At 51.2% G+C, this 19,257-nt stretch carries 19 protein-coding genes and 1 tRNA gene; 10 read left to right on the top strand and 10 right to left on the bottom strand.

Annotated elements, in window-relative coordinates:
* Nucleotides 1–47: 47 nt before the first annotated feature.
* From KJF94_RS01890 to queA, 6 genes are all read right to left on the bottom strand, one after another.
* The gene (locus tag KJF94_RS01890; RefSeq protein WP_017340321.1) at nt 48–596 is read right to left on the bottom strand and encodes a glycine zipper 2TM domain-containing protein; all 549 of its coding nucleotides are present in this window, start codon (nt 594–596) and stop codon (nt 48–50) included.
* 120 nt (nt 597–716) lie between these two features.
* Nucleotides 717–1,631, bottom strand: coding sequence for a protein translocase subunit SecF (gene secF / locus KJF94_RS01885; protein ID WP_214380815.1), 915 nt, complete (start codon nt 1,629–1,631; stop codon nt 717–719).
* A 9-nt stretch (nt 1,632–1,640) separates the two neighbouring features.
* Nucleotides 1,641–3,509, bottom strand: a complete 1,869-nt coding sequence (gene secD, locus KJF94_RS01880) for a protein translocase subunit SecD (RefSeq protein ID WP_214380814.1) — start codon at nt 3,507–3,509, stop codon at nt 1,641–1,643.
* Nucleotides 3,510–3,572: 63 nt separating this feature from the next.
* Nucleotides 3,573–3,911 carry a preprotein translocase subunit YajC gene (yajC, locus tag KJF94_RS01875; protein WP_007916913.1) on the bottom strand — a complete coding sequence of 113 codons (339 nt, stop codon included), beginning with the start codon at nt 3,909–3,911 and terminating at the stop codon, nt 3,573–3,575.
* A gap of 43 nt (nt 3,912–3,954) precedes the next feature.
* Nucleotides 3,955–5,070, bottom strand: coding sequence for a tRNA guanosine(34) transglycosylase Tgt (gene tgt, locus KJF94_RS01870; RefSeq protein WP_162130724.1), 1,116 nt, complete (start codon nt 5,068–5,070; stop codon nt 3,955–3,957).
* A gap of 14 nt (nt 5,071–5,084) precedes the next feature.
* The gene (gene queA, locus KJF94_RS01865; protein ID WP_214380813.1) at nt 5,085–6,134 is read right to left on the bottom strand and encodes a tRNA preQ1(34) S-adenosylmethionine ribosyltransferase-isomerase QueA; all 1,050 of its coding nucleotides are present in this window, start codon (nt 6,132–6,134) and stop codon (nt 5,085–5,087) included.
* A gap of 107 nt (nt 6,135–6,241) precedes the next feature.
* Here queA and KJF94_RS01860 point away from each other — a divergent pair.
* The 7 genes from KJF94_RS01860 (at nt 6,242) to KJF94_RS01830 (ending at nt 12,988) form a co-directional block, all read left to right on the top strand.
* A tRNA-Leu gene (locus KJF94_RS01860) sits at nt 6,242–6,326 on the top strand.
* 162 nt (nt 6,327–6,488) lie between these two features.
* A complete protein-coding gene (locus KJF94_RS01855) occupies nt 6,489–6,818 on the top strand; it encodes a hypothetical protein (RefSeq protein ID WP_214380812.1) in 330 nt (109 codons plus the stop codon).
* Nucleotides 6,819–7,391, top strand: a complete 573-nt coding sequence (locus KJF94_RS01850; protein WP_214380811.1) for a hypothetical protein — start codon at nt 6,819–6,821, stop codon at nt 7,389–7,391.
* Nucleotides 7,392–7,686: 295 nt separating this feature from the next.
* Nucleotides 7,687–8,799, top strand: a complete 1,113-nt coding sequence (locus tag KJF94_RS01845; protein WP_214380810.1) for an ABC-three component system protein — start codon at nt 7,687–7,689, stop codon at nt 8,797–8,799.
* On the top strand, nt 8,796–9,266 hold the full coding sequence (locus KJF94_RS01840; RefSeq protein ID WP_214380809.1) for a three component ABC system middle component: 471 nt from the start codon (nt 8,796–8,798) through the stop codon (nt 9,264–9,266). The genes KJF94_RS01845 and KJF94_RS01840 overlap by 4 nt, the downstream gene beginning before the upstream one ends.
* Nucleotides 9,263–11,191: a DUF3732 domain-containing protein gene (locus tag KJF94_RS01835; protein WP_214380808.1), complete on the top strand. Its 1,929-nt coding sequence runs from the start codon at nt 9,263–9,265 to the stop codon at nt 11,189–11,191. Before KJF94_RS01840 ends, KJF94_RS01835 begins: the two co-directional genes overlap by 4 nt.
* 132 nt (nt 11,192–11,323) lie before the next feature.
* On the top strand, nt 11,324–12,988 hold the full coding sequence (locus tag KJF94_RS01830; protein ID WP_250548213.1) for a GmrSD restriction endonuclease domain-containing protein: 1,665 nt from the start codon (nt 11,324–11,326) through the stop codon (nt 12,986–12,988).
* Nucleotides 12,989–13,142: 154 nt separating this feature from the next.
* Here KJF94_RS01830 and KJF94_RS01825 read toward each other — a convergent pair whose 3' ends face one another.
* Together KJF94_RS01825 and KJF94_RS01820 are read right to left on the bottom strand one after the other, a co-directional pair.
* Entirely contained in the window at nt 13,143–13,640 is a 498-nt protein-coding gene (locus KJF94_RS01825; RefSeq protein WP_214380807.1) for a DUF4411 family protein, read from the bottom strand.
* Nucleotides 13,637–14,773, bottom strand: coding sequence for an XRE family transcriptional regulator (locus KJF94_RS01820; protein WP_214380806.1), 1,137 nt, complete (start codon nt 14,771–14,773; stop codon nt 13,637–13,639). The genes KJF94_RS01825 and KJF94_RS01820 overlap by 4 nt, the downstream gene beginning before the upstream one ends.
* Nucleotides 14,774–15,499: 726 nt before the next feature.
* On the opposite strand from KJF94_RS01820, the gene KJF94_RS01815 reads away from it, so the two are divergent.
* The 3 genes from KJF94_RS01815 to KJF94_RS01805 all read left to right on the top strand — a co-directional run bounded on the left by KJF94_RS01815 (nt 15,500) and on the right by KJF94_RS01805 (nt 17,480).
* A complete protein-coding gene (locus tag KJF94_RS01815) occupies nt 15,500–15,811 on the top strand; it encodes a DUF3077 domain-containing protein (protein WP_214380805.1) in 312 nt (103 codons plus the stop codon).
* 305 nt (nt 15,812–16,116) lie between these two features.
* On the top strand, nt 16,117–17,259 hold the full coding sequence (locus KJF94_RS01810; RefSeq protein WP_214380804.1) for a colicin E3/pyocin S6 family cytotoxin: 1,143 nt from the start codon (nt 16,117–16,119) through the stop codon (nt 17,257–17,259).
* The gene (locus KJF94_RS01805; RefSeq protein WP_214380803.1) at nt 17,256–17,480 is read left to right on the top strand and encodes a DUF7683 domain-containing protein; all 225 of its coding nucleotides are present in this window, start codon (nt 17,256–17,258) and stop codon (nt 17,478–17,480) included. The genes KJF94_RS01810 and KJF94_RS01805 overlap by 4 nt, the downstream gene beginning before the upstream one ends.
* A gap of 250 nt (nt 17,481–17,730) precedes the next feature.
* Here KJF94_RS01805 and KJF94_RS01800 read toward each other — a convergent pair whose 3' ends face one another.
* Together KJF94_RS01800 and KJF94_RS01795 are read right to left on the bottom strand one after the other, a co-directional pair.
* Nucleotides 17,731–18,099: a PH domain-containing protein gene (locus tag KJF94_RS01800; RefSeq protein WP_084320763.1), complete on the bottom strand. Its 369-nt coding sequence runs from the start codon at nt 18,097–18,099 to the stop codon at nt 17,731–17,733.
* A 36-nt stretch (nt 18,100–18,135) separates the two neighbouring features.
* On the bottom strand, nt 18,136–18,885 hold the full coding sequence (locus tag KJF94_RS01795) for a hypothetical protein (RefSeq protein WP_214380802.1): 750 nt from the start codon (nt 18,883–18,885) through the stop codon (nt 18,136–18,138).
* Between the last annotated feature and the right edge of the window lie 372 nt (nt 18,886–19,257).

The raw sequence follows: 19,257 nt of genomic DNA, 5'->3' as shown, positions 1-19,257 counted from the left end.
ACAAAAAAAAGCACCCCGAAGGGTGCTTCTTTTTGAATCTGAGCGATTTACTGACCCTGCTGATTCTGCGAAAGGATCAACTTACCTTCCTTATCCACCGGAATCTGGTTGCCCGGATCGCGATCCATCCGCACCTTGCCTTCCTTGCCATCCAGCGAATAACGAACGTCATACCCAACAACCTTGTCGCTGATGTCATTCACTGTATTACAGCGAGTCTGCGTCGTGGTGTAGGTGTCACGCTCCTGCATGCCTTCCTGAACCTTGTTGCCGGCGTAACCACCACCGACCGCGCCCGCAACCGTGGCAATTTTCTTGCCGGTGCCGCCGCCGATCTGGTTCCCCAGCAGACCACCTGCCAGCGCACCCACCACTGTACCGGCAATCTGGTGTTGATCTTTCACCGGCGCTTGCCGGGTAACCGTTACGTCCTTGCACACTTCACGTGGCGTCTTGATTTGTGTCTTGACCGGTTCAACGGCTAGAACTTGCGCATACTCAGGGCCGCTTTTAACCAGGCTGTAGGTGGCAACAGCACCCCCGGCAGTCACACCGACAGCACCCAATACCGCACCAACCAGCAACGACTTGTTCACATGAACCTCCTGACCATCACCCGCGGAACATGTCCGCGCTTCTCCCAGCCTTGGAGCACAAAAAAAGGCGCGAGTTCAACTCGCGCCTTTTTAGGCTGACAACTGGAAAAGCGAGGGCCGTTATGGACGGTCGTCGACTTCCTTGTCAGTAGCCACAGGAGGAATCAGATCCTCGGTGCTCAGGTTCAGCCAGATCAGCACCACGTTGGCGATGTAGATGGACGAGTAAGTACCCGCCAGAACACCGACAAACAGGGCGATGGAGAAGCCGAACAGGTTGTCGCCACCAAAGAACAGCAGTGCCGCGATCGCCAGCAACGTGGAGATCGACGTCGCCATGGTCCGCAGCAGGGTTTGCGTGGTCGAGATGTTGATGTTCTCGATCAGGCTGGCCTTGCGCAGCACACGGAAGTTCTCACGAACCCGGTCGAATACCACGATGGTGTCGTTGAGCGAGTAACCGATGATCGCCAGCACCGCCGCCAATACTGTCAGGTCGAAGGTGATCTGGAAGAACGACAGGATACCGATGGTCACGATCACGTCGTGGATCAGCGAAACGATCGCACCGACCGCAAACTTCCACTGAAAGCGGAAAGCCAGGTAGATCAGGATACCGCCCAGCGCCATCAGCATGCCGAGGCCGCCCTGGTCGCGTAGCTCTTCACCCACCTGCGGGCCGACGAACTCGACGCGCTTGACCGTCGCCGGGTTGTCGCCGCCGACCTTCAGCAGCGCTTCTGCCACTTGATGGCCCAGCTGCGGGTCTTCACCCGGCATACGCACCAGCAAATCGGTGGTTGCACCGAAGCTCTGCACGATCGCCTCGTGATAACCCGAGACGACCAACTGCTCGCGCACCTTGGTGACGTCGGCCGGACGCTCGTAGGTCAGCTCGATGAGCGTACCGCCGGTGAAGTCCAGGCCCCAGTTCATGCCCTTATGCAAGACACTGAATATTGCCAGCGCAGTAAGAAACAATGTGACGCCGAACGCGAAGTTGCGAACGCCCATGAAGTTGATTGTACGTAACATGGCAGCCCCTTAAATCCACAACTTCTTGAAGTCACGACCGCCGAAGATCAGGTTGACCATCGCGCGGGTCACCATGATGGCCGTGAACATCGAGGTAAAGATCCCGAGGGACATGGTCACTGCGAAGCCTTTGACCGGGCCGGTGCCCATCGCAAAGAGAATCCCGCCGACCAGCAATGTGGTCAGGTTGGCGTCGAGAATCGCAGTAAATGCCCGGCCGAAGCCTTCGTTGATTGCCCGCTGTACGGTCATGCCCGCCGCGATCTCTTCACGAATCCGCGAGAAGATCAGAACGTTGGCGTCGACCGCCATACCCATGGTCAATACGATACCGGCGATACCCGGCAGGGTCAGCGTTGCACCCAGCAGCGACATCAGGGCCAGCAGCAGCACCATGTTCACGGCCAGCGCGACGGTGGCGATGATGCCGAAGAAGCGGTAGATGGCGATGATGAACAGCGAGACAAACAGCATGCCCCACAGCGAGGCATCGATACCTTTGACGATGTTGTCGGCACCCAGGCTCGGGCCAATGGTGCGCTCTTCAGCGAAGTACATCGGTGCAGCCAGACCACCGGCACGCAACAGCAGCGCCAGTTCGGACGACTCGCCCTGACCGTTCAGGCCAGTGATGCGGAATTGAGCACCCAGCGGCGACTGGATGGTCGCCAGGCTGATGATCTTCTTCTCTTCCTTGAAGGTTTGAACCGCTACGTCTTTCTCGACGCCGTTAACCACTTGCTTGGTGTAAGTGGTGACCGGACGTTGCTCGATGAAGATCACCGCCATGCTGCGACCGACGTTGCTGCGGGTCGCACGGCTCATCAGCTCGCCACCGTGACCATCCAGACGGATGTTCACTTCCGGCGTGCCGTGCTCGCCGAAGCCAGCCTTGGCGTCAGTCACCTGGTCACCGGTGATGATCAGGCCACGCTCGATCTGTGCCGGCGGACGATTGCCTTCACGGAACTCGAAGGTTTCGGAAGTGGCTTTCGAAGCGCCCGGCTCAGCCGCCAGACGGAACTCAAGGTTGGCTGTCTTGCCGAGGATACGCTTGGCTTCTGCGGTGTCCTGCACGCCCGGCAGCTCAACCACGATGCGGTTGGCGCCCTGACGCTGAACGATCGGTTCGGCAACACCCAGCTCGTTGACGCGGTTACGTACCGTGGTCAAGTTCTGCTTGATGGAGTATTCGCGGATTTCCGCCAGCTTGGCCGGGGTCATCGCCAGACGCAGCACCGCCTGACCATTGAGGTCGGCCGGAACAATGTCGAAATCGTTGAAGTTCTTGCGGATCAGTGCACGGGCCTGTTCGCGGGAAGCTTCATCACTGAAACCCAGCTGAATGGCACCGCCCAGTTGCGGCAGGCTGCGATAACGCAGTTTCTCTTTACGCAACAGGCTCTTCACATCGCCTTCGTACACTTTCAAGCGTGCGTCGATGGCTTTGTCCATGTCCACTTCGAGCAGGAAGTGCACACCACCGGACAAGTCCAGACCCAGCTTCATCGGGTGCGCGGCGAGGCTGCGCAGCCATTGCGGGGTGGTTTGCGCCAGGTTCAGTGCAACGACGTAGTCATCACCCAATGCCTTGCGCACGACGTCTTTGGCCGGCAGCTGGTCTTCAGCCTTGGTCAGACGAATCAGACCGCCTTTGCCGTTGGCTGCCAGAGTGGCTGCCTTGACGTTGATCCCGGATTCCTTGAGCGCAGCGCTCACACGATCCAGATCAGCCTGATTGACTTGCAGCGCAGTGCTTGCACCGCTGACCTGAATGGCCGGGTCATCAGGATATAGATTGGGAGCGGAATAAATCAGACCGACCGCCAGCACCGCCAGGATCAGAATGTATTTCCACAGAGGGTATTTGTTCAGCATCACGCCGCCCGCTTATGACGCGGGGCGCCTTGCGCGCCCCGTCGATTGAGTAGAAGTTGAAACTTAGATCGCTTTCAGCGTGCCTTTTGGCAGCGTGGCGGCAATGGCGCCTTTCTGGAACTTCATTTCGACGGTGTCGGAAACTTCCAGAACCACGAAATCGTCAGCCACTTTAGTGATCTTGCCGGCGATGCCGCCGGTAGTCACAACTTCGTCGCCTTTCTGCAGGCTGCTCAGCAGGTTCTTCTGCTCTTTGGCGCGCTTGGCCTGTGGACGCCAGATCATCAGGTAGAAGATGACCAGGAAACCGACCAGGAAAATCCACTCAAAACCGCCACCCATTGGGCCGGCAGCGGCCGGTGCAGCAGCGTCAGCCATGGCATTCGAGATAAAAAAGCTCATTTAGCACTCCAGTTGCAAATGTTGAATCTTGGGGTCAGAAAACTCAGTCCAAAGGCGGAACAGGTAACCCGCGTTTGGCGTAGAAGGCATCGACAAAGGCGGCCAATGTACCCTGTTGAATAGCCTCGCGCAAACCAGCCATAAGCACTTGATAATGACGCAAGTTATGGATGGTATTGAGCATGCTTCCCAGCATTTCGCCGCACTTGTCCAGGTGATGCAGATAAGCGCGGGAGAAGTTCTGGCAGGTATAGCAATCGCAGGTCGGATCGAGCGGCGAATCATCATGGCGATGAAACGCGTTACGGATCTTCAGCACGCCGGTATCAATGAACAGATGCCCATTGCGGGCATTACGGGTTGGCATCACGCAATCGAACATGTCCACACCGCGGCGCACACCCTCAACCAGATCTTCCGGTTTGCCAACGCCCATAAGGTAACGAGGTTTGTCAGCCGGCATCTGGCCCGGCAGGTAATCCAGCACCTTGATCATCTCGTGCTTCGGCTCGCCCACCGACAGACCGCCAATGGCCAGGCCATCGAAGCCGATCTTGTCGAGGCCTTCCAGCGAACGCATGCGCAAATCCTGGTGCATGCCGCCCTGAACGATACCGAACAGCGCCGCCGTGTTGTCGCCATGGGCTTCTTTCGAACGCTTGGCCCAACGCAACGACAGCTCCATGGAGATACGAGCGACGTCTTCATCAGCCGGGTACGGCGTGCATTCGTCGAAAATCATCACGATGTCCGAGCCCAGGTCACGCTGGACCTGCATCGACTCTTCCGGCCCCATGAACACTTTGGCGCCATCAACCGGAGAAGCGAAGGTCACGCCCTCCTCCTTGATCTTGCGCATCGCGCCCAGGCTGAACACCTGGAAACCGCCGGAGTCTGTAAGAATCGGGCCTTTCCACTGCATGAAATCGTGCAGGTCGCCGTGCTTCTTGATCACTTCGGTGCCAGGACGCAGCCACAAGTGGAAGGTGTTACCCAGAATGATTTCCGCGCCGGTGGCGGTGATATCCCGCGGCAGCATGCCCTTCACAGTGCCGTAAGTACCCACCGGCATGAACGCCGGGGTCTCGACGGTACCGCGCGGGAAGGTCAAACGACCGCGACGAGCCTTGCCGTCAGTAGCAAGCAACTCAAACGACATACGACTTTGGCGACTCATTCTTTGTCCTCAGGGCCACGTGGTGCGGGGTTACGGGTGATAAACATCGCATCACCGTAGCTGAAAAAGCGGTATTGATGCTCCACGGCGGCTTTATAAGCGGCCATGGCTTCGGGATAACCGGCGAACGCCGAAACCAGCATCAACAGCGTGGATTCGGGCAAATGAAAGTTGGTGACCAGGCAATCGACCACATGAAACGGCCGGCCCGGGTAGATAAAGATGTCGGTGTCGCCACTGAACGGCTTGAGCACGCCATCGCGCGCGGCACTTTCCAGCGAACGCACGCTGGTGGTCCCCACCGCCACCACGCGACCACCGCGAGCGCGGCAAGCCGCAACAGCATCGACCACGTCCTGGCCGACTTCCAGCCACTCGGTGTGCATGTGGTGATCTTCGATCTTCTCGACCCGCACCGGCTGGAACGTGCCCGCACCGACGTGCAAGGTCACGAACGCGGTCTCGACGCCCTTGGCGGCAATCGCCTCCATCAGCGGCTGATCGAAATGCAGCCCCGCCGTCGGCGCCGCCACCGCGCCCAGGCGCTCGGCGTACACCGTCTGATAACGCTCGCGGTCCGAGCCTTCATCCGGGCGGTCTATATAAGGAGGCAACGGCATGTGCCCGACACGGTCGAGCAGCGGCAACACCTCTTCGGCAAACCCCAACTCGAACAACGCATCGTGACGCGCAAGCATCTCAGCCTCGCCACCGCCGTCGATCAGGATCTTCGAACCCGGCTTCGGCGACTTGCTGGAGCGCACATGGGCCAGCACGCGATGACTGTCGAGCACCCGCTCCACCAGGATTTCCAGCTTGCCGCCGGAAGCCTTCTGGCCAAACAGCCGCGCCGGAATCACCCGGGTATTGTTGAACACCATCAAATCGCCCGGGCGCAAATGCTCAAGCAAATCAGTGAATTGACGGTGTGCCAGGGCGCCGCTGACCCCATCAAGGGTCAACAGGCGACTGTTGCGACGCTCGGCCAAAGGGTGGCGAGCAATCAGCGAATCAGGGAGTTCGAAAGTAAAGTCAGCAACGCGCATGATGGGGTTCGTCTAGCAGGGCCCGGAAGTCTAGCGGAAATAGTGAAAATTCTCCATGTACCTGATTGACCGACGGTTATCTCATCTCTATACTTCGCCGCCATTGAGCCCTGATGGCGGAATTGGTAGACGCGGCGGATTCAAAATCCGTTTTCGAAAGGAGTGGGAGTTCGAGTCTCCCTCGGGGCACCAAAATTAAGAAAGGTCTTGCTTTGCAAGGCCTTTTTTTTCGCCTACAGAAAAGTGAGCCCACCCCGCCGCCCCGTAGGGGCTGCCGAAGGCTGCGATCTTTTGATTTTGTCTTTTCGGTGCTACAGCCCCAAACCGCTCGCTAACGAATCAAGGATTCACACAATGGAATTGCCACTAGAAACCGTTGCCCTTTTCGCCCTCAAGCTGGCTTATGAGCGGGAAGGAGAAAGTCCGATTCTGCGGGATGATCCGATTATGAGTGATTATGAGCGGGAGGTGTTTGGGTTGTTGGTGCGGCGGGGGGATGTTGAGGGGGTTCAGTTTCGAGTGGCGCATTGTGTGGGGTTAGCGTTGGAGGCTATTGGTGGTGTTGATACGCCGCTTGGGCGTGAGCTGCATCGGTTGGCTGCTGATTTCAGTGATGCGCGGACGATGGAGCAGCTTGAAGCGCCGGTCATTGCGCTTAGGGACTATTTGAAAGACATTCAGTGAATGATGATGCAGCTTGCACACCGGGCGTTTCCGTCTTGTCTTGAACAAGAAGCGAAGGCTCTCGACCAGGTTATGGGCCAGCTCCACCAGGCTCGCGTGGCAACGCATCGATTCATAGAGGTCAGAGTCGGTGAAGAGGAAATGGTCATTCCCTACCGGATATATGACCAAGGTTATGAGGGCGTCTTTGCCCACCTGACTGAAACCCAGAGCATTTTGTACTCGTGTCTTCTGACACGGCACCACGATGGTCATGTGCGCCAACGTCATCTGGAACGGATTCTCTCCGTGCGTAAACCGTGGGTTGTTCCGTTCATGGTTCAACTGACGGGGGAGTATGTCATCCAGATTCTCGAAACCGTTGAAATGCATCTGCCGATGCTTGATCCGGCGCTTTACAGTCGTTTCATTCGAGACAATCAGGCGTACTTTCAAACGATGGAAGCACGGATGATCAGTTATTGGGATTGCTACTACCGACGGTTGTACAAACATCCATCCGACTATTTCGGGTTTCGCGTGCTCGCCAAGATTCGTGGGTTTTCTGAAAGAAGCGAGAGCTCGACGCCGTGATACATAACTTCCGCTCTCACGCTGTGCCCCTCCCGACTCTCCCGTCATGCGTTTTACCATGAACAGGTCCTTTTTTGATGTCGACAGTGGTCAATAATAAATCTGTCCCCTTTCCTTCTACACCAGCAAAACAAGGGGGCTGCTAGCCCACACGCCATCTGGATCCAATCGTGGACAAAATGATGGCACCTGCGTAAATTCTATCTTCTTCCGGCGTGACGTGATGTGTGAACAGTTGTCATTCATGCAGCCTTTACGATTCCGCAATGGTTAGCGAGCAGGTGAAGGTAGCCAAATGCTTTTATTCGATAATGACAACACTCTCAAACAACATGGTATTGAATATCAAAAATTGATAGCACTTGAACTGTGCCTTAACGCTTCCCCCAATCAACAAATCTGGATCGAATGCAGAGGGGATGTAGCGAACGAAAATACGTCCTACGAAATCAAACACCATCACAACGAGCATCGTTTAATAAGCAATTCCGAAGATGCTTGGAAAACTATTAAAAATTACACGGAAAATTATTCCGCGACCGCTAGCTTCGATCAATTAGTGCTTCACACCACATCGTCTGTCCCCGTCGACTCTATTTTTTTTGAATGGAATAAATTATCAGCTAAAGAAAAGTCTGAAAAGCTGTTAAGTCATCTCCCATCAAACACTATCAAACTTCATCACGACAAAATAACAGCCTTCTCAAAAATCAGTCTCAACGAAATTCTTAAAAAATTCTCGATAATATCTGAACAACCTAAACTCATTCAAAAATGGGTACTTTTAAAATCACACAGCACCTTCACAATAGTGCCTGAAAAATATCGAGACATAGCCATTCAACAACTGCATGGTTATATAACATCACTTTCAGTGGACAACCCAAACGAATGGAAGATCATTATCAATGACTTTCACAGAGACTTAAGACACAGCTTATCAAAATTCACTTCGGAAAGACTTCCTTTTATATACACCCACGAATCTGAGCTTGATGCCGAGTCACTGAAAATAAACTTCAACTTCATAAAAAAAATGAAAGACATAAATCTGAAGGAGGCAGAATTACAATCTGCAATATCCGATTATCTACGAGCGCAAAAAACACAAGTAAAAATAATTTCGGCCACCCCGACATCAATCGAAAATCTAAACATATACGATACCGATATTCATAAAACACTCAAATCAGAAAAGTCCCGCGAAGCGTATGAACTTACAGCAGAGGAGATAGGAACGGTCAAGGCAGAGCATCTGTCTAGAAAGATTTTCTTTACTAGTACGTCCAAGCCTCACGATCAGATAATGGGGTTTAGCGACACCCAAAAATACTATAGAGACGGTAGAATTCATCATATTGTAGAAGAAGAAAATTTCGAGTGGGCATTCTCAAAGGATGAACTATGAACTCTCATGACATTCAACGTCTGCTTTTCAATCCAGCCTGGACGGGAAATCTCCTACAGCACTTCCTAAGTGGCTGTCATATTTCAAAGCTAAAAACTATAAAAATTGAGCTCATATACATTGCCCTCCCCATGATTTTTGATCAAATATTAAGGGATGCTCTGTCTACAAAAAAAATATCCTCAACGTTCAGCAGCCTGTTCAAAAATGCAACATTAAAAAATCGACTAATATCAATAGATATTAAAATTTCAGACTTCTTGCCTTTCACCAATGACTCCTTGATAGTTATCCATGACAAAATAACGGTAAGCGAAGATGGATTTATTTCCACTACAACTCCTCTAGACTACAAAAAATCTCCCGAGGCTTTAAGAGTTTATTGCAAAGCGGCTTATAACCTCGGCGCCATTTTATCTAAAGAAGACCATAGAGAAGTACTTTTGAGAATTGGAGCCAGCGCATGAAAGCAATACTCGACAGGATATTAGTTTTCGGGGAAAACAACGAAAAAAGGGAAGTATCCTTTACTGACGGACTTAATATAATAACGGGAGATTCCAAAACAGGAAAAAGCGCACTTCTGGAAATTGTAGATTACTGCCTATTTTCAAGCCGCTCAACAATACCTAAGGGTGTCGTTGAAAATTTTTCTATACTTTACTCCATCATTCTAAAAACGAATGACAAATACTTAATAATTGCAAGACCATCGTCACGAACAGGAAATGGAGGTAAAGCCTTCCTAAGAATTGAAACTAACGAAAGCATCCCTAAAAGTATCGATATTACTTTTTTCGACAGTTTGACTGCAAGGACATTAAAGGATGTTCAGCTGGAGGTTGAAAAGCACTTGGGGCTCTCCGTCTCTGACACCCGGATGAACGAAGAGGAAGATCGGGTTAATGCAGGAAAGGCATCTCTCAGGAGTTTCGTTCCATTTTTATTTCAACATCAAAATCTAATAGCAAACAAACACAGCGTATTTTATCGATTTGATGACTTTTACAAACGCAAAAAAACTATTGACGATTACCCAGTAATCATAGGCTGGGAACACAGCGAATATTTTCTATACTCAAGAGAACTTGAGCAAAAACAGAAAGAACTAAAAATTTTTGATAAACAACAAAAAAGCCTAGAGCTTGGAAAGGCCGATTTTACAGACCGTCTAGAAACATTACTAACTAACTACTTCAGCACCATTGGGCTAGAACTGCAAAAAGGGCTTCCACTAGCTGAATTAAAAAAAATAGCCAATAACCTTCCTGACTTCAAAAACAGTAGCAACAGCGAAATAAATCTAAATATCAAACATAAAGAAAAAGAAGCTGAACGGCAAGAACTCAAAGAGAAGCTAGATTCAACGCAAGACTTAATTACTGCCTTAGAGAAAAATTCGGGACTCTCCTATGACCACACAATACAACTAAACTTCCTATCTGCCGCTGGCAGTGTATCAAGCACAGAAAACTTAGCGTGTCCAATTTGTTTAAACCCAGCGCCGAAAACTTTAGAAAAAATGGAAACCTTGAAGGTTTCGAGAGAAAACCTACAGCGCGAACTCGTAAAAATAAGTACTTATACTGAGGACAACTCCCAACAAATTGAAATACTCCGAAAAGAGAGAAACGATCTAAAAAGAAAAATAGGAAAAATCTCATCCGAAATGACCTTTATTGAATCTCAAAACAAAGAGCTTAAAAAAACCAACTCGCTTCGCGACCAAGCTATATTTGCAAAAGGCGTCACACAATCAAATATAAACTATTTATTTTCTCTCGCGAAGGACAGTCCTCTATCTAAAGATAGAGATGCATTAGTAGAGCGAATATCTTGGCTGACGTCTAAGCTGTCAGGGTTTGACCTTAAAGCAAAAATATCAAAAGCGGAGGCATTTCTCTCCGAGACGATGACAACAATATGCAACAGCTTAGATTTTGAAGAAGAGTTAAAACCTGGAGTTTTACGCTTCACACTTAACGACTTCGTCTTTTATTACAACTTCATGGACAAAGAGAAAATCCATCTTTCAGAAATGGGTAGCGGCGCGAACTGGCTGGCATGTCACCTATCATTATTTCTTTCTCTTTTACACTTAAACTGCGCAGAAAAAAACTCATCGATACCCGCCTTTCTAATCATTGACCAGCCTAGTCAAGTATATTTTCCAACTCGATACGGCCAAGATGAAGAAAAGACAGACGCGGAGCTTGATGAAAACATCCAACAAGTTATCAACATCTTCCGCGTAATATTAAACTCTTTGGCGTCGATCCAAAAAGATAGCGGATTTCTTCCGCAAGTAATCGTGTTAGAACACGCAGATGAGCCTGAATTCAAAGATTACGTACGGGCACGCTGGAAAAAAAACGGAGAAAAACTAATCTAACAAAATAAAGGTGTTGAGCAGAAGGGCGCAGGGGACAGATTCATTTCTCTCAGTCAGAAACAAATTTGCCCCTTCTTCCTCAAACTCTTTAATCGCTGTTAACTGTAGAAGAAATTCTATAAGGAAATACCCGTGGCAGTAAAAAATAAAGCAACGCAAGTAGAGACTCAATTTCTTTTACGACCTGAGAACGCAGTCAAAAAGTATGAAGCCCTTTTTCTAGAAATTGATTCAGGCCAAATTAAGCTACCGATGTTCCAACGCGAATTTGTCTGGGACAAAGAGCAAAGTGCTAAATTAATAGACAGCATTCTCAAAGGATATCCTATCGGGACATTCATTTTATGGAAGACCAAGGAAACTCTGCGATCCGTGAAGGATATTGGTAATCATAAACTACCAGATACACCTAAAGGCGACTACGCACAATACATACTTGACGGTCAGCAACGTATCACATCCCTATATGCCATTCGAAAAGGCATTCGCATAACCAAAGACAAGAAAGAAATTGACTACAAGGATATTTTTGTCAATCTCGACTATGACCCGCTGACTGATGAACAGATTGTAACGAGCCAGCAAGAAGATCAGAATACTTATGTATCAGTACATGACCTTTTGACTTCGGATGCTTTGGATTTTATTGAAGACATCGGCAAAGAAAAGGCCAAGAAATTTCAAGAGTACAAAACGAATTTAACAACATATGACTTTGCGACCATTACGATCAAGGACTATCCCATAGAAATTGCTTGTGATGTATTCGCTCGCATAAATACAGGCGGGAAGCCGCTGACGTTATTTGAAATCATGGTAGCTATGACCTACGATGAAGCTAGGGGTTTTGACCTTGCTTTAAAGTATGAAGAACTGGTCTATGGTAGCGATGAGGTAGCAAAGAGTTTAGCCAAGGCGAAATTTGAAACGATTCCCGCAGCTGCGGTGCTTCAGGCTGTCGCCGCCATAGCAGTCGGAAGTATTCGAGCGAAAGACATTTTAAAGATTGGACGCGAGAAATTCATTATGAATTGGGACCCAATGGTTTCATCAATGTTCTCAGCAGTCGATTTCATCAGAACCAAACTGCACGTTCCTGTATCCCAGCTTCTACCGTACTCTTCTTTGTTAGTGCCACTCACCTATTTCTTTTTCAAGAATGACAATAAACGCCCTACTGAATCTCAGTCGAAATTATTAAAGCAATTCTTCTACTGGGTCGGTTTAAACTGGCGCTATAGCGGCTCTACGGAGACAAAGATTGCGGAAGACCTAAAAAAAATCGGTCTAATATTAAAGGAGCGCAAACCTAAATATCCATCGGATGAGCTTACAGTATCTGCAGAAGATATCGCTGAAACTTGGTTTTCTGCCGGCAATTCGTACATCAAAACCATACTTTGTTTGCTCGCTTCTCAGAAGCCAAGAAATCTTGACGATGACAGCGACGTAATATTGGATAACTCAAACCTGAAAATTGCGTCTAGCAGAAACTACCATCACTTCTTTCCCAAGGCTTACGTTAATAAACATTTCAAAGACAGCGAACCAAATTTAATTGCCAATATCACACTGATTGATTCGGCTTCAAACAACAAGATTCGCGCAAAGGCTCCAAGCCTCTACGTAGGAGAATTCGAAGGATCCAATTCAAAACTATCTTCCACCTTGAAGTCGCACTTCATTGGAACCCCAAAAAGCTATGGCGTTCTTGATGATGATTATGAGAAGTTCATAGATAAACGCTCTACCGCGATTGCTGCGGCTCTCAATGAGGCCCTAAACCCAGAACTCTAACTATATTGAGAAGGCTGATGCTTGCAGATATAAAAAGCGGGCATAGCCTTCCTGAAAAGATTTTAAGAAAAAGGGGACTAGGAAAAGGGTACAGATTTATCTCCTTCACCCTGTCAAACATTCCAAGCCTATACGATTTAGCAAGTCTTTTTTTTCAAGCAGGCAACACAAACCTGGCTTCAAGCCTATGCAACAACTCAAACGTATTCAAAAAAGGAACATCAAGTTTCTGACAAATATTGGGAATAATGAATTTTCGTTTAGCATCAAGATTTAGTACTTCATGAGTAACGACTGTAGCCCCTGTAGTCATTGCTTTTGCAATTAACCAAGGGTCAGCCCCTGCCAAAAACTCTTCCATGGCGCCTACTTTCATCTTATGCGATTGATCAGCCACAAGTCCCGCAACCTGCATGAATGCCTGTTGAGTATCCTGATCGGTGGTGGAGTGAAAGAAATCAGAATTATCCTTCGCCCAACCCGCCAGATCGTCATGCCCTTTTGTTAGCTCATCCATTACAGGGGCGATGCTGGATAAAGCCAACGCTTCATTTTTCAGCAATAACCATTGCCAAAATCCAGGACAGATAGCCATCCCGTAGTAACGGTTATTTGCTTCGATCAGCGTGTTAGCGTCGATCAAATGATTCATTCCGTGATCTTGCTCGCGAGAGTCCTTAATTTGGCAGGTTGTACGCCGAGCAAATGTCCCGCATCGCGCAGCAGCATCCGGCCACTCATTGCTTCAGTCAGCACCGCCTTGCTTAGGCGAGGACTGTTTTTCGCGGTGGCGTTACGGTAATAGTCACCCGCTCCACCTTCTTTATCCTGAAAAGCCTTCAGGATCATTCGATAGTAAACGCTGTATTGGGCCTGGTTTATATATCCAAGATCCAATGCGCGGCGACCGATCGCCAATTTACTGATGTGAAACCGAGTGGCCAGCGGAGCCAGGTTTTCTTCCCAGTTAATATCTATGTTCCACAGGGCGCGGAATTGGGCTTCGGGAGCCAGAAATTCGCCTGCAACTGCATTGCAGAAACGTTCCTCGTCTCGACCGTTGGCGGAGTTTCCGTCAGACACTCCGCTGCTACCAATCCAGATATGGGCTAGTTCATGGAGCAAAGTGAACAACCGGGCGGTGGGGGCGTCGGAACTGTTGACGAATACCACGGGCGCGTAGGCATTACTGATGGCGAAACCCCGAAACTCGCTGACCTCAAGTTTGCGATGGGTATTTCCTAGCGCAATGCCGCTGCGCATTACCAGAATGCCCGCTGCTTCTGCGGCCTCGATCAAGACACGGCTGTATTTGTCGTAATCCAATCGAGCAGCGTCGGGGTTCACTCCGAGGGTCCGACGGATGTCGTCCACGACCTCGGCGACTTGAGATCGGCTATTGAAGCGACCGACAAATGCCAACGGCTGATGCTCTTGGTTTTGCAGATACTCCAGGTACCAATCCTGCTTGCGTATGGAGTCCCTGACAGTGTCCAACAATTCCAGGCTGGGACGTTGAGGCGCAATCCCACCGACGGTCCGAAGATCAGGTAAAGGCAGTTGTTCAACGGGAGGCTGCTGAAGAAAGAGGAAGCCAAAAGGAATGTGAGCGAGACTCGCCCATTTTTGAGCCTGAAGAAATGTTGGCTTGGTCTCACCGGCCTCCCATTCCTGTACTCGATCACGTTTCACCGGCAGCTTTTTAGCAACCTGCTCAGTGGAGAGACCGGCGCGCTCACGAGACCATGTGAGCAGGCTTGGATTGACTAAGGCGGCTTGGCTCATAGGGTCGCAGGCAATTCAGACAAGGCCAGTAAACGTTCGAGCGCATCCTTTGCAGATGCATCCGATTCATGCTGGTTCCAGTTGTCTGGCATTGCCTTTCTCCTTGGCTATTAAAAATCTGGTAGCAGCGGCTACAGATTAGTAGAGAAGCAGAGCCACCGACATGATCAGACCGGTGGAAGCGCGGGATTATGAGGTAAACCCGCAAGGACCCGAAGCGCAAAAATGTAACCCCAGACGGATGGCGCCACTTTGTTTAAGTGTGTTTCATGATGGAAGTGCGGCACGCCACTGCACCTTTATCAACCAAGTCTGGAAGGTGATCGACCAGATTATTACCAAGCGATTTCGAAGGTTGCAGGAAGGAGTCCTCCACGATAACCTCCCACCGTCGCTGCCAATTCAGCGACCGGGTGTGGAAACCCGTGCAATTCAAGGCGCAACAGCGCCCCCATCACGTCTGCCGGCGCTTTTTTTATGCCTGCGGCGTGAGTTATGGCGGCTGTGCGTGGGACGTCTTCGGGCGTGCCGGTTTCCTTGATTCCCGGTTTTCCACCCTGCGCACAGCTGTCACCCATTCGTGTGGAAACGAATGCGGCAGCTTCACATATCAAGGAGTCTGATAATGCGCAGTATTAATCCGTACAAAATTTGGCTTTTCCCTCTACGCAATTCCCAATCGCGTACCACCCTCCCCCTCCGCCTCTCCCTCATCGGAGGTGGCCAATGACCCATCAACCCGAACTCAAAACCATCGGCCTAACCCCCGCCATCTACTGCGGCGATCAAGCGCTGTTCCATGTCACCCGCAACGTGCCCGTCGGCGATGCGTTGGCCATGGCTTCTGATTTCCTGTTTCTCGCCAAGGCACTGACCAAGGATGCGGCTTATGCCAAGGACACGGACTACCACGCCTGGGCTGCGCATTATTTGACGGCGATGAGTAAGGCGGTGGTGGATGACGTGGCGAAGGCGGTGACGCGGGATCGGGATAATGAGTTGGCGAATAAGCGGGCGGAGGGGATGGCTGAGGGGTAACGACCAAAAGGGCCGGGCCTTGTCTGGTGTTTGAAGCTATGTAGTGCATTTGGTAGGAGCGAGCTTGCTCGCGAAGATTGCGGCCATCCAGCGGATACCGTGGCGGGCTTGCGTTTTTCGCGAGCAAGCTCGCTCCTACGAGGGGTTTTGTTTAGGTTCGGCGTTTTGGGTTAGTGGCGCTGAGCAGGCTTGCTCCTTATTTCGTTCGCCAACATAGATAAATGCTGTAACGGTTTCGGCGTTGATGGCTGCGCTCACCCGCCCGCAAGATCCCAGGTCCTGGTGCACTGAAGGGACATTCAGACATGACCGAAGGGAAGGATTGGCAAGGTCACCACTGCAAGGTGTGTTACGAAAAAGCGAAAGTGAAGGAAGCGCAACGCAGAAAGCAAAAAATACTCGAAGAGCGAAGGAAGCGTCCAGAGCCTAAGCCGGAGCCCCCGTCGGAGGTCCCGCCCCCACCGAAAAAAGCGCCGTCACGACTGACCAGAGGCTGTGTGTTTGCCAAGTCCTGCGCGCTGCCCGATGGGTTGATTGATCACCGCGGCCCCGGTGGTTTCGTGCCAGTAGAGTCGTTGCAGCAGTACGGTGCCTATGCGGTGCTAGGCACAAGGAGCGCATTATCGACCACCGGTATAGTGCTGCAGTGGATTGGTGGCTCTGGCACTGCCAATGCACTGACCAGTCGTCTGGGTGGCAGCTTGGCGGCTATCGCGCCGCCCAATGTGAGAGTTCTTGTCGGCGTGCTCATGCCGGACACCACGTCGGCAGATAGTGCCTTCTACACGTCCGAGCAATATGCCCAATTAAGCCAAGGCAATACGCGAGTCCGGTTCAATGTGAAACATCTGCCTGACGGCGCGTTGAACGTCTACGGGTTTTATACCGGCAACAAGACCGAATGGCAGAGAGTGCCAGTGATTGCGGCAGAACCTCTCGGCGATCAACTGGTGGCCGACTTGGGGGATGGTTTCAAGATCATCTGGACTCCGGCAACAGACCCCAACGAAGTGTTGGGAATACCAGCGCTTGAGGGTATTTCGCTAAAACCCGGGATCTGGGTATTCCCGCCGACCGAGCAGGCGCACCAGATCCTCGTAAACCCGGTGCACCCTCCGGACTACCAGGACGCGATTATCTGGTTCCCTAATTCCGGAATTCAGCCGATCTACATATCGCTGAGCGTGCTCGGATCCAGCTACTACCCTAAACCTGATTTCTTGCCAGCATTCTCAGACGCCAAATGGGCCAAGTCAAAAACCCCCATCAAGGGTGGCGGCGGTTTGCGTCCACGCTGGAAAAGTCGGGATGGCACGATTTACGAATGGGATTTCCAGCATGGTGCGGTGGAGAAATACAATAAACGCGGCAAGCATCTCGGCGAGTTCAACCACGAAACTGGAACTCAAAACAAACCAGCCGACCCGACACGAAAGGTAGAGCCATGAAGCATGTGATTATGGGCGTTCCTGAAGGTGAGGATTTCGCTTCATACGAAAAGGAAATCCCGGTTTCGGTCGAGGATCTTAAGCCGATTATGGGGTGGGAAAAGGACGATGATTTCGTATACGACTATCGGCTTACCGCGGAGCAAATTACTGCAATAGAGCAGCTTTGTTCGCTAGAGCTGCCCAAGGGTCTAGAGCTTTTTCTCACGTGCAATGCGTGATAACTGCCGGGCATCGAAAGATCTGCGGGGTTTCCAGTAATTGAAGTGGAGACAACTGGGAATGGCTTTGGAGGTTCTCGGGTAGACAGCTTCCACCGTTCAGAAACAAGAAGGCCCCAACGTAATGCTACGTGACGGCACCGAGTGGCGGTAACGAATGGCATGGATGAAGACAGTTGCTCCCACAGGGATTTTGGGTCGCTGAAGCCTGTTGTTGGCCCCGGGGTTTCGGGGCCTTTGGGCCCGCGGGTCAGAGCAGGTGTTGGGAAATCAGTTTCGAGATTTCTACCATGGACGTCCGGCCGGTGAATTCGAATTTCACTTTGCCCAGCGACGAGAAGTAGATCTCCAGTTCCGAGTCCAGGTCGAACGTGCCGGAGGTTTCTACCGAGTAGGCGACGATGTTTTTGTAGGGCAGTGAGGTGAAGTCTTTTTTGCTGCCGGTGAGGCCCTGGACGTTGACGGCGATGATGCGTTTGTTGGTGAAGACGACGCCGTCGCGCATGGATTTGTACGAGTCGATGACGTGCTCGCCTTCCAGCAGCAGTGCACTGACGCGTTCTGCGTATTCTTCGTTTTGCTTGAGTTTGAAGAAGCCTTTGTTGTTGAAGTCGATCATCTGTCCATCCTCCGTTCGAAGAAAAATCCCTGCGGGTTACTTCACCACTTTCACGACTCGAATGTTGACGGGGAATCCATCCTGTCCAGGCAGTGTCTTCCATCCCACGTACTGAAAAATCGCTTCGTCATCAATGTACTCACCCCACGCCGCGACTTTGCCACCCAGCACGGCGACGTTCCGGTTAATGGCGCATTTGCCATCCGAAGGACCGACGGTGTAGATCACATAAGGTTCGACGTATTTCGCGGCACGGAAATGGCGGCCGCAACCAGAATCGACTCGGATCATCAAGGTCTTCAGATTCGCTTCACCATCCAGCTCGGCGTGCTGGTCGAGTTCCCCGATTTCGCCGACGTCGCTGAAGCCCAGAGAGCGAGCGCGCTTGTAATCCGAGGAGGCCAGGTGTTTGGTCTGGGCTTGCGCGAGATACTCGTCCACGTCTTTGCTGAGTTCAATTTCGCCCTTGTCCGCGATCTCTTTCGCTATGGGAACGCCGCTCTCACAACGAGCGTATTCAGGGGAGCCAAGGCTTGACTGCGGTAGGTAGTAGCGATGTAACTCAAAGGTACTCAGATGCATCTTGATAGCGGGAGTAGCTTCTTTGGGCGTCTGGCGCCCGGCCTGCACCTCGGCCACCACCTGCAGAAATTTCTGGCAATCGGAGAGGTAGCCCGCCCTGGCGTATTCCGGGGTTTCACTCGACAGGCCGGCGAGCGCCGGGGTCGTCACAACGGCAAAAGTGATTGCGCAGAACAGGCGCGAGGCTCGAGCGACAGTGGGCATGTGTAGTCCGTTACAAAGTTGAAATAAGTGGCGCAACGCTACTGTTTTGCCGCTTTGCCGTCCACTGGCAGCAAAGGGGACAGAGCTTGTTTCCTGCGTTTTTCGCGAGCGAGCTCGCTCCTGCAGTGGGTTGTGTTTGTGTTCCGTGTTTTGTGTGAACTCGTCTGGCGCTATCGCCAGCAGGCTGGCTCCCACAGGGATTTTGTGGGGTGGCTGGGATTTGGGATTGGCCTCGAGGTATTCGGGGAGTTTTAGTATTCGGCTCGGGGTGAATGGATTTCGGTTTACGGCGGGATAGACCTGCGCATCTGCGCCCTGAATTGCCCACGGATCTGATGCTGTTTCTTATCTGTATTGCTTGCTATACATCAC

The sequence above is a fragment of the Pseudomonas hormoni genome, from assembly GCF_018502625.1.
Classification (GTDB): domain Bacteria; phylum Pseudomonadota; class Gammaproteobacteria; order Pseudomonadales; family Pseudomonadaceae; genus Aquipseudomonas; species Aquipseudomonas hormoni.
This window is presented reverse-complemented; position numbering and strand designations above follow the sequence as displayed.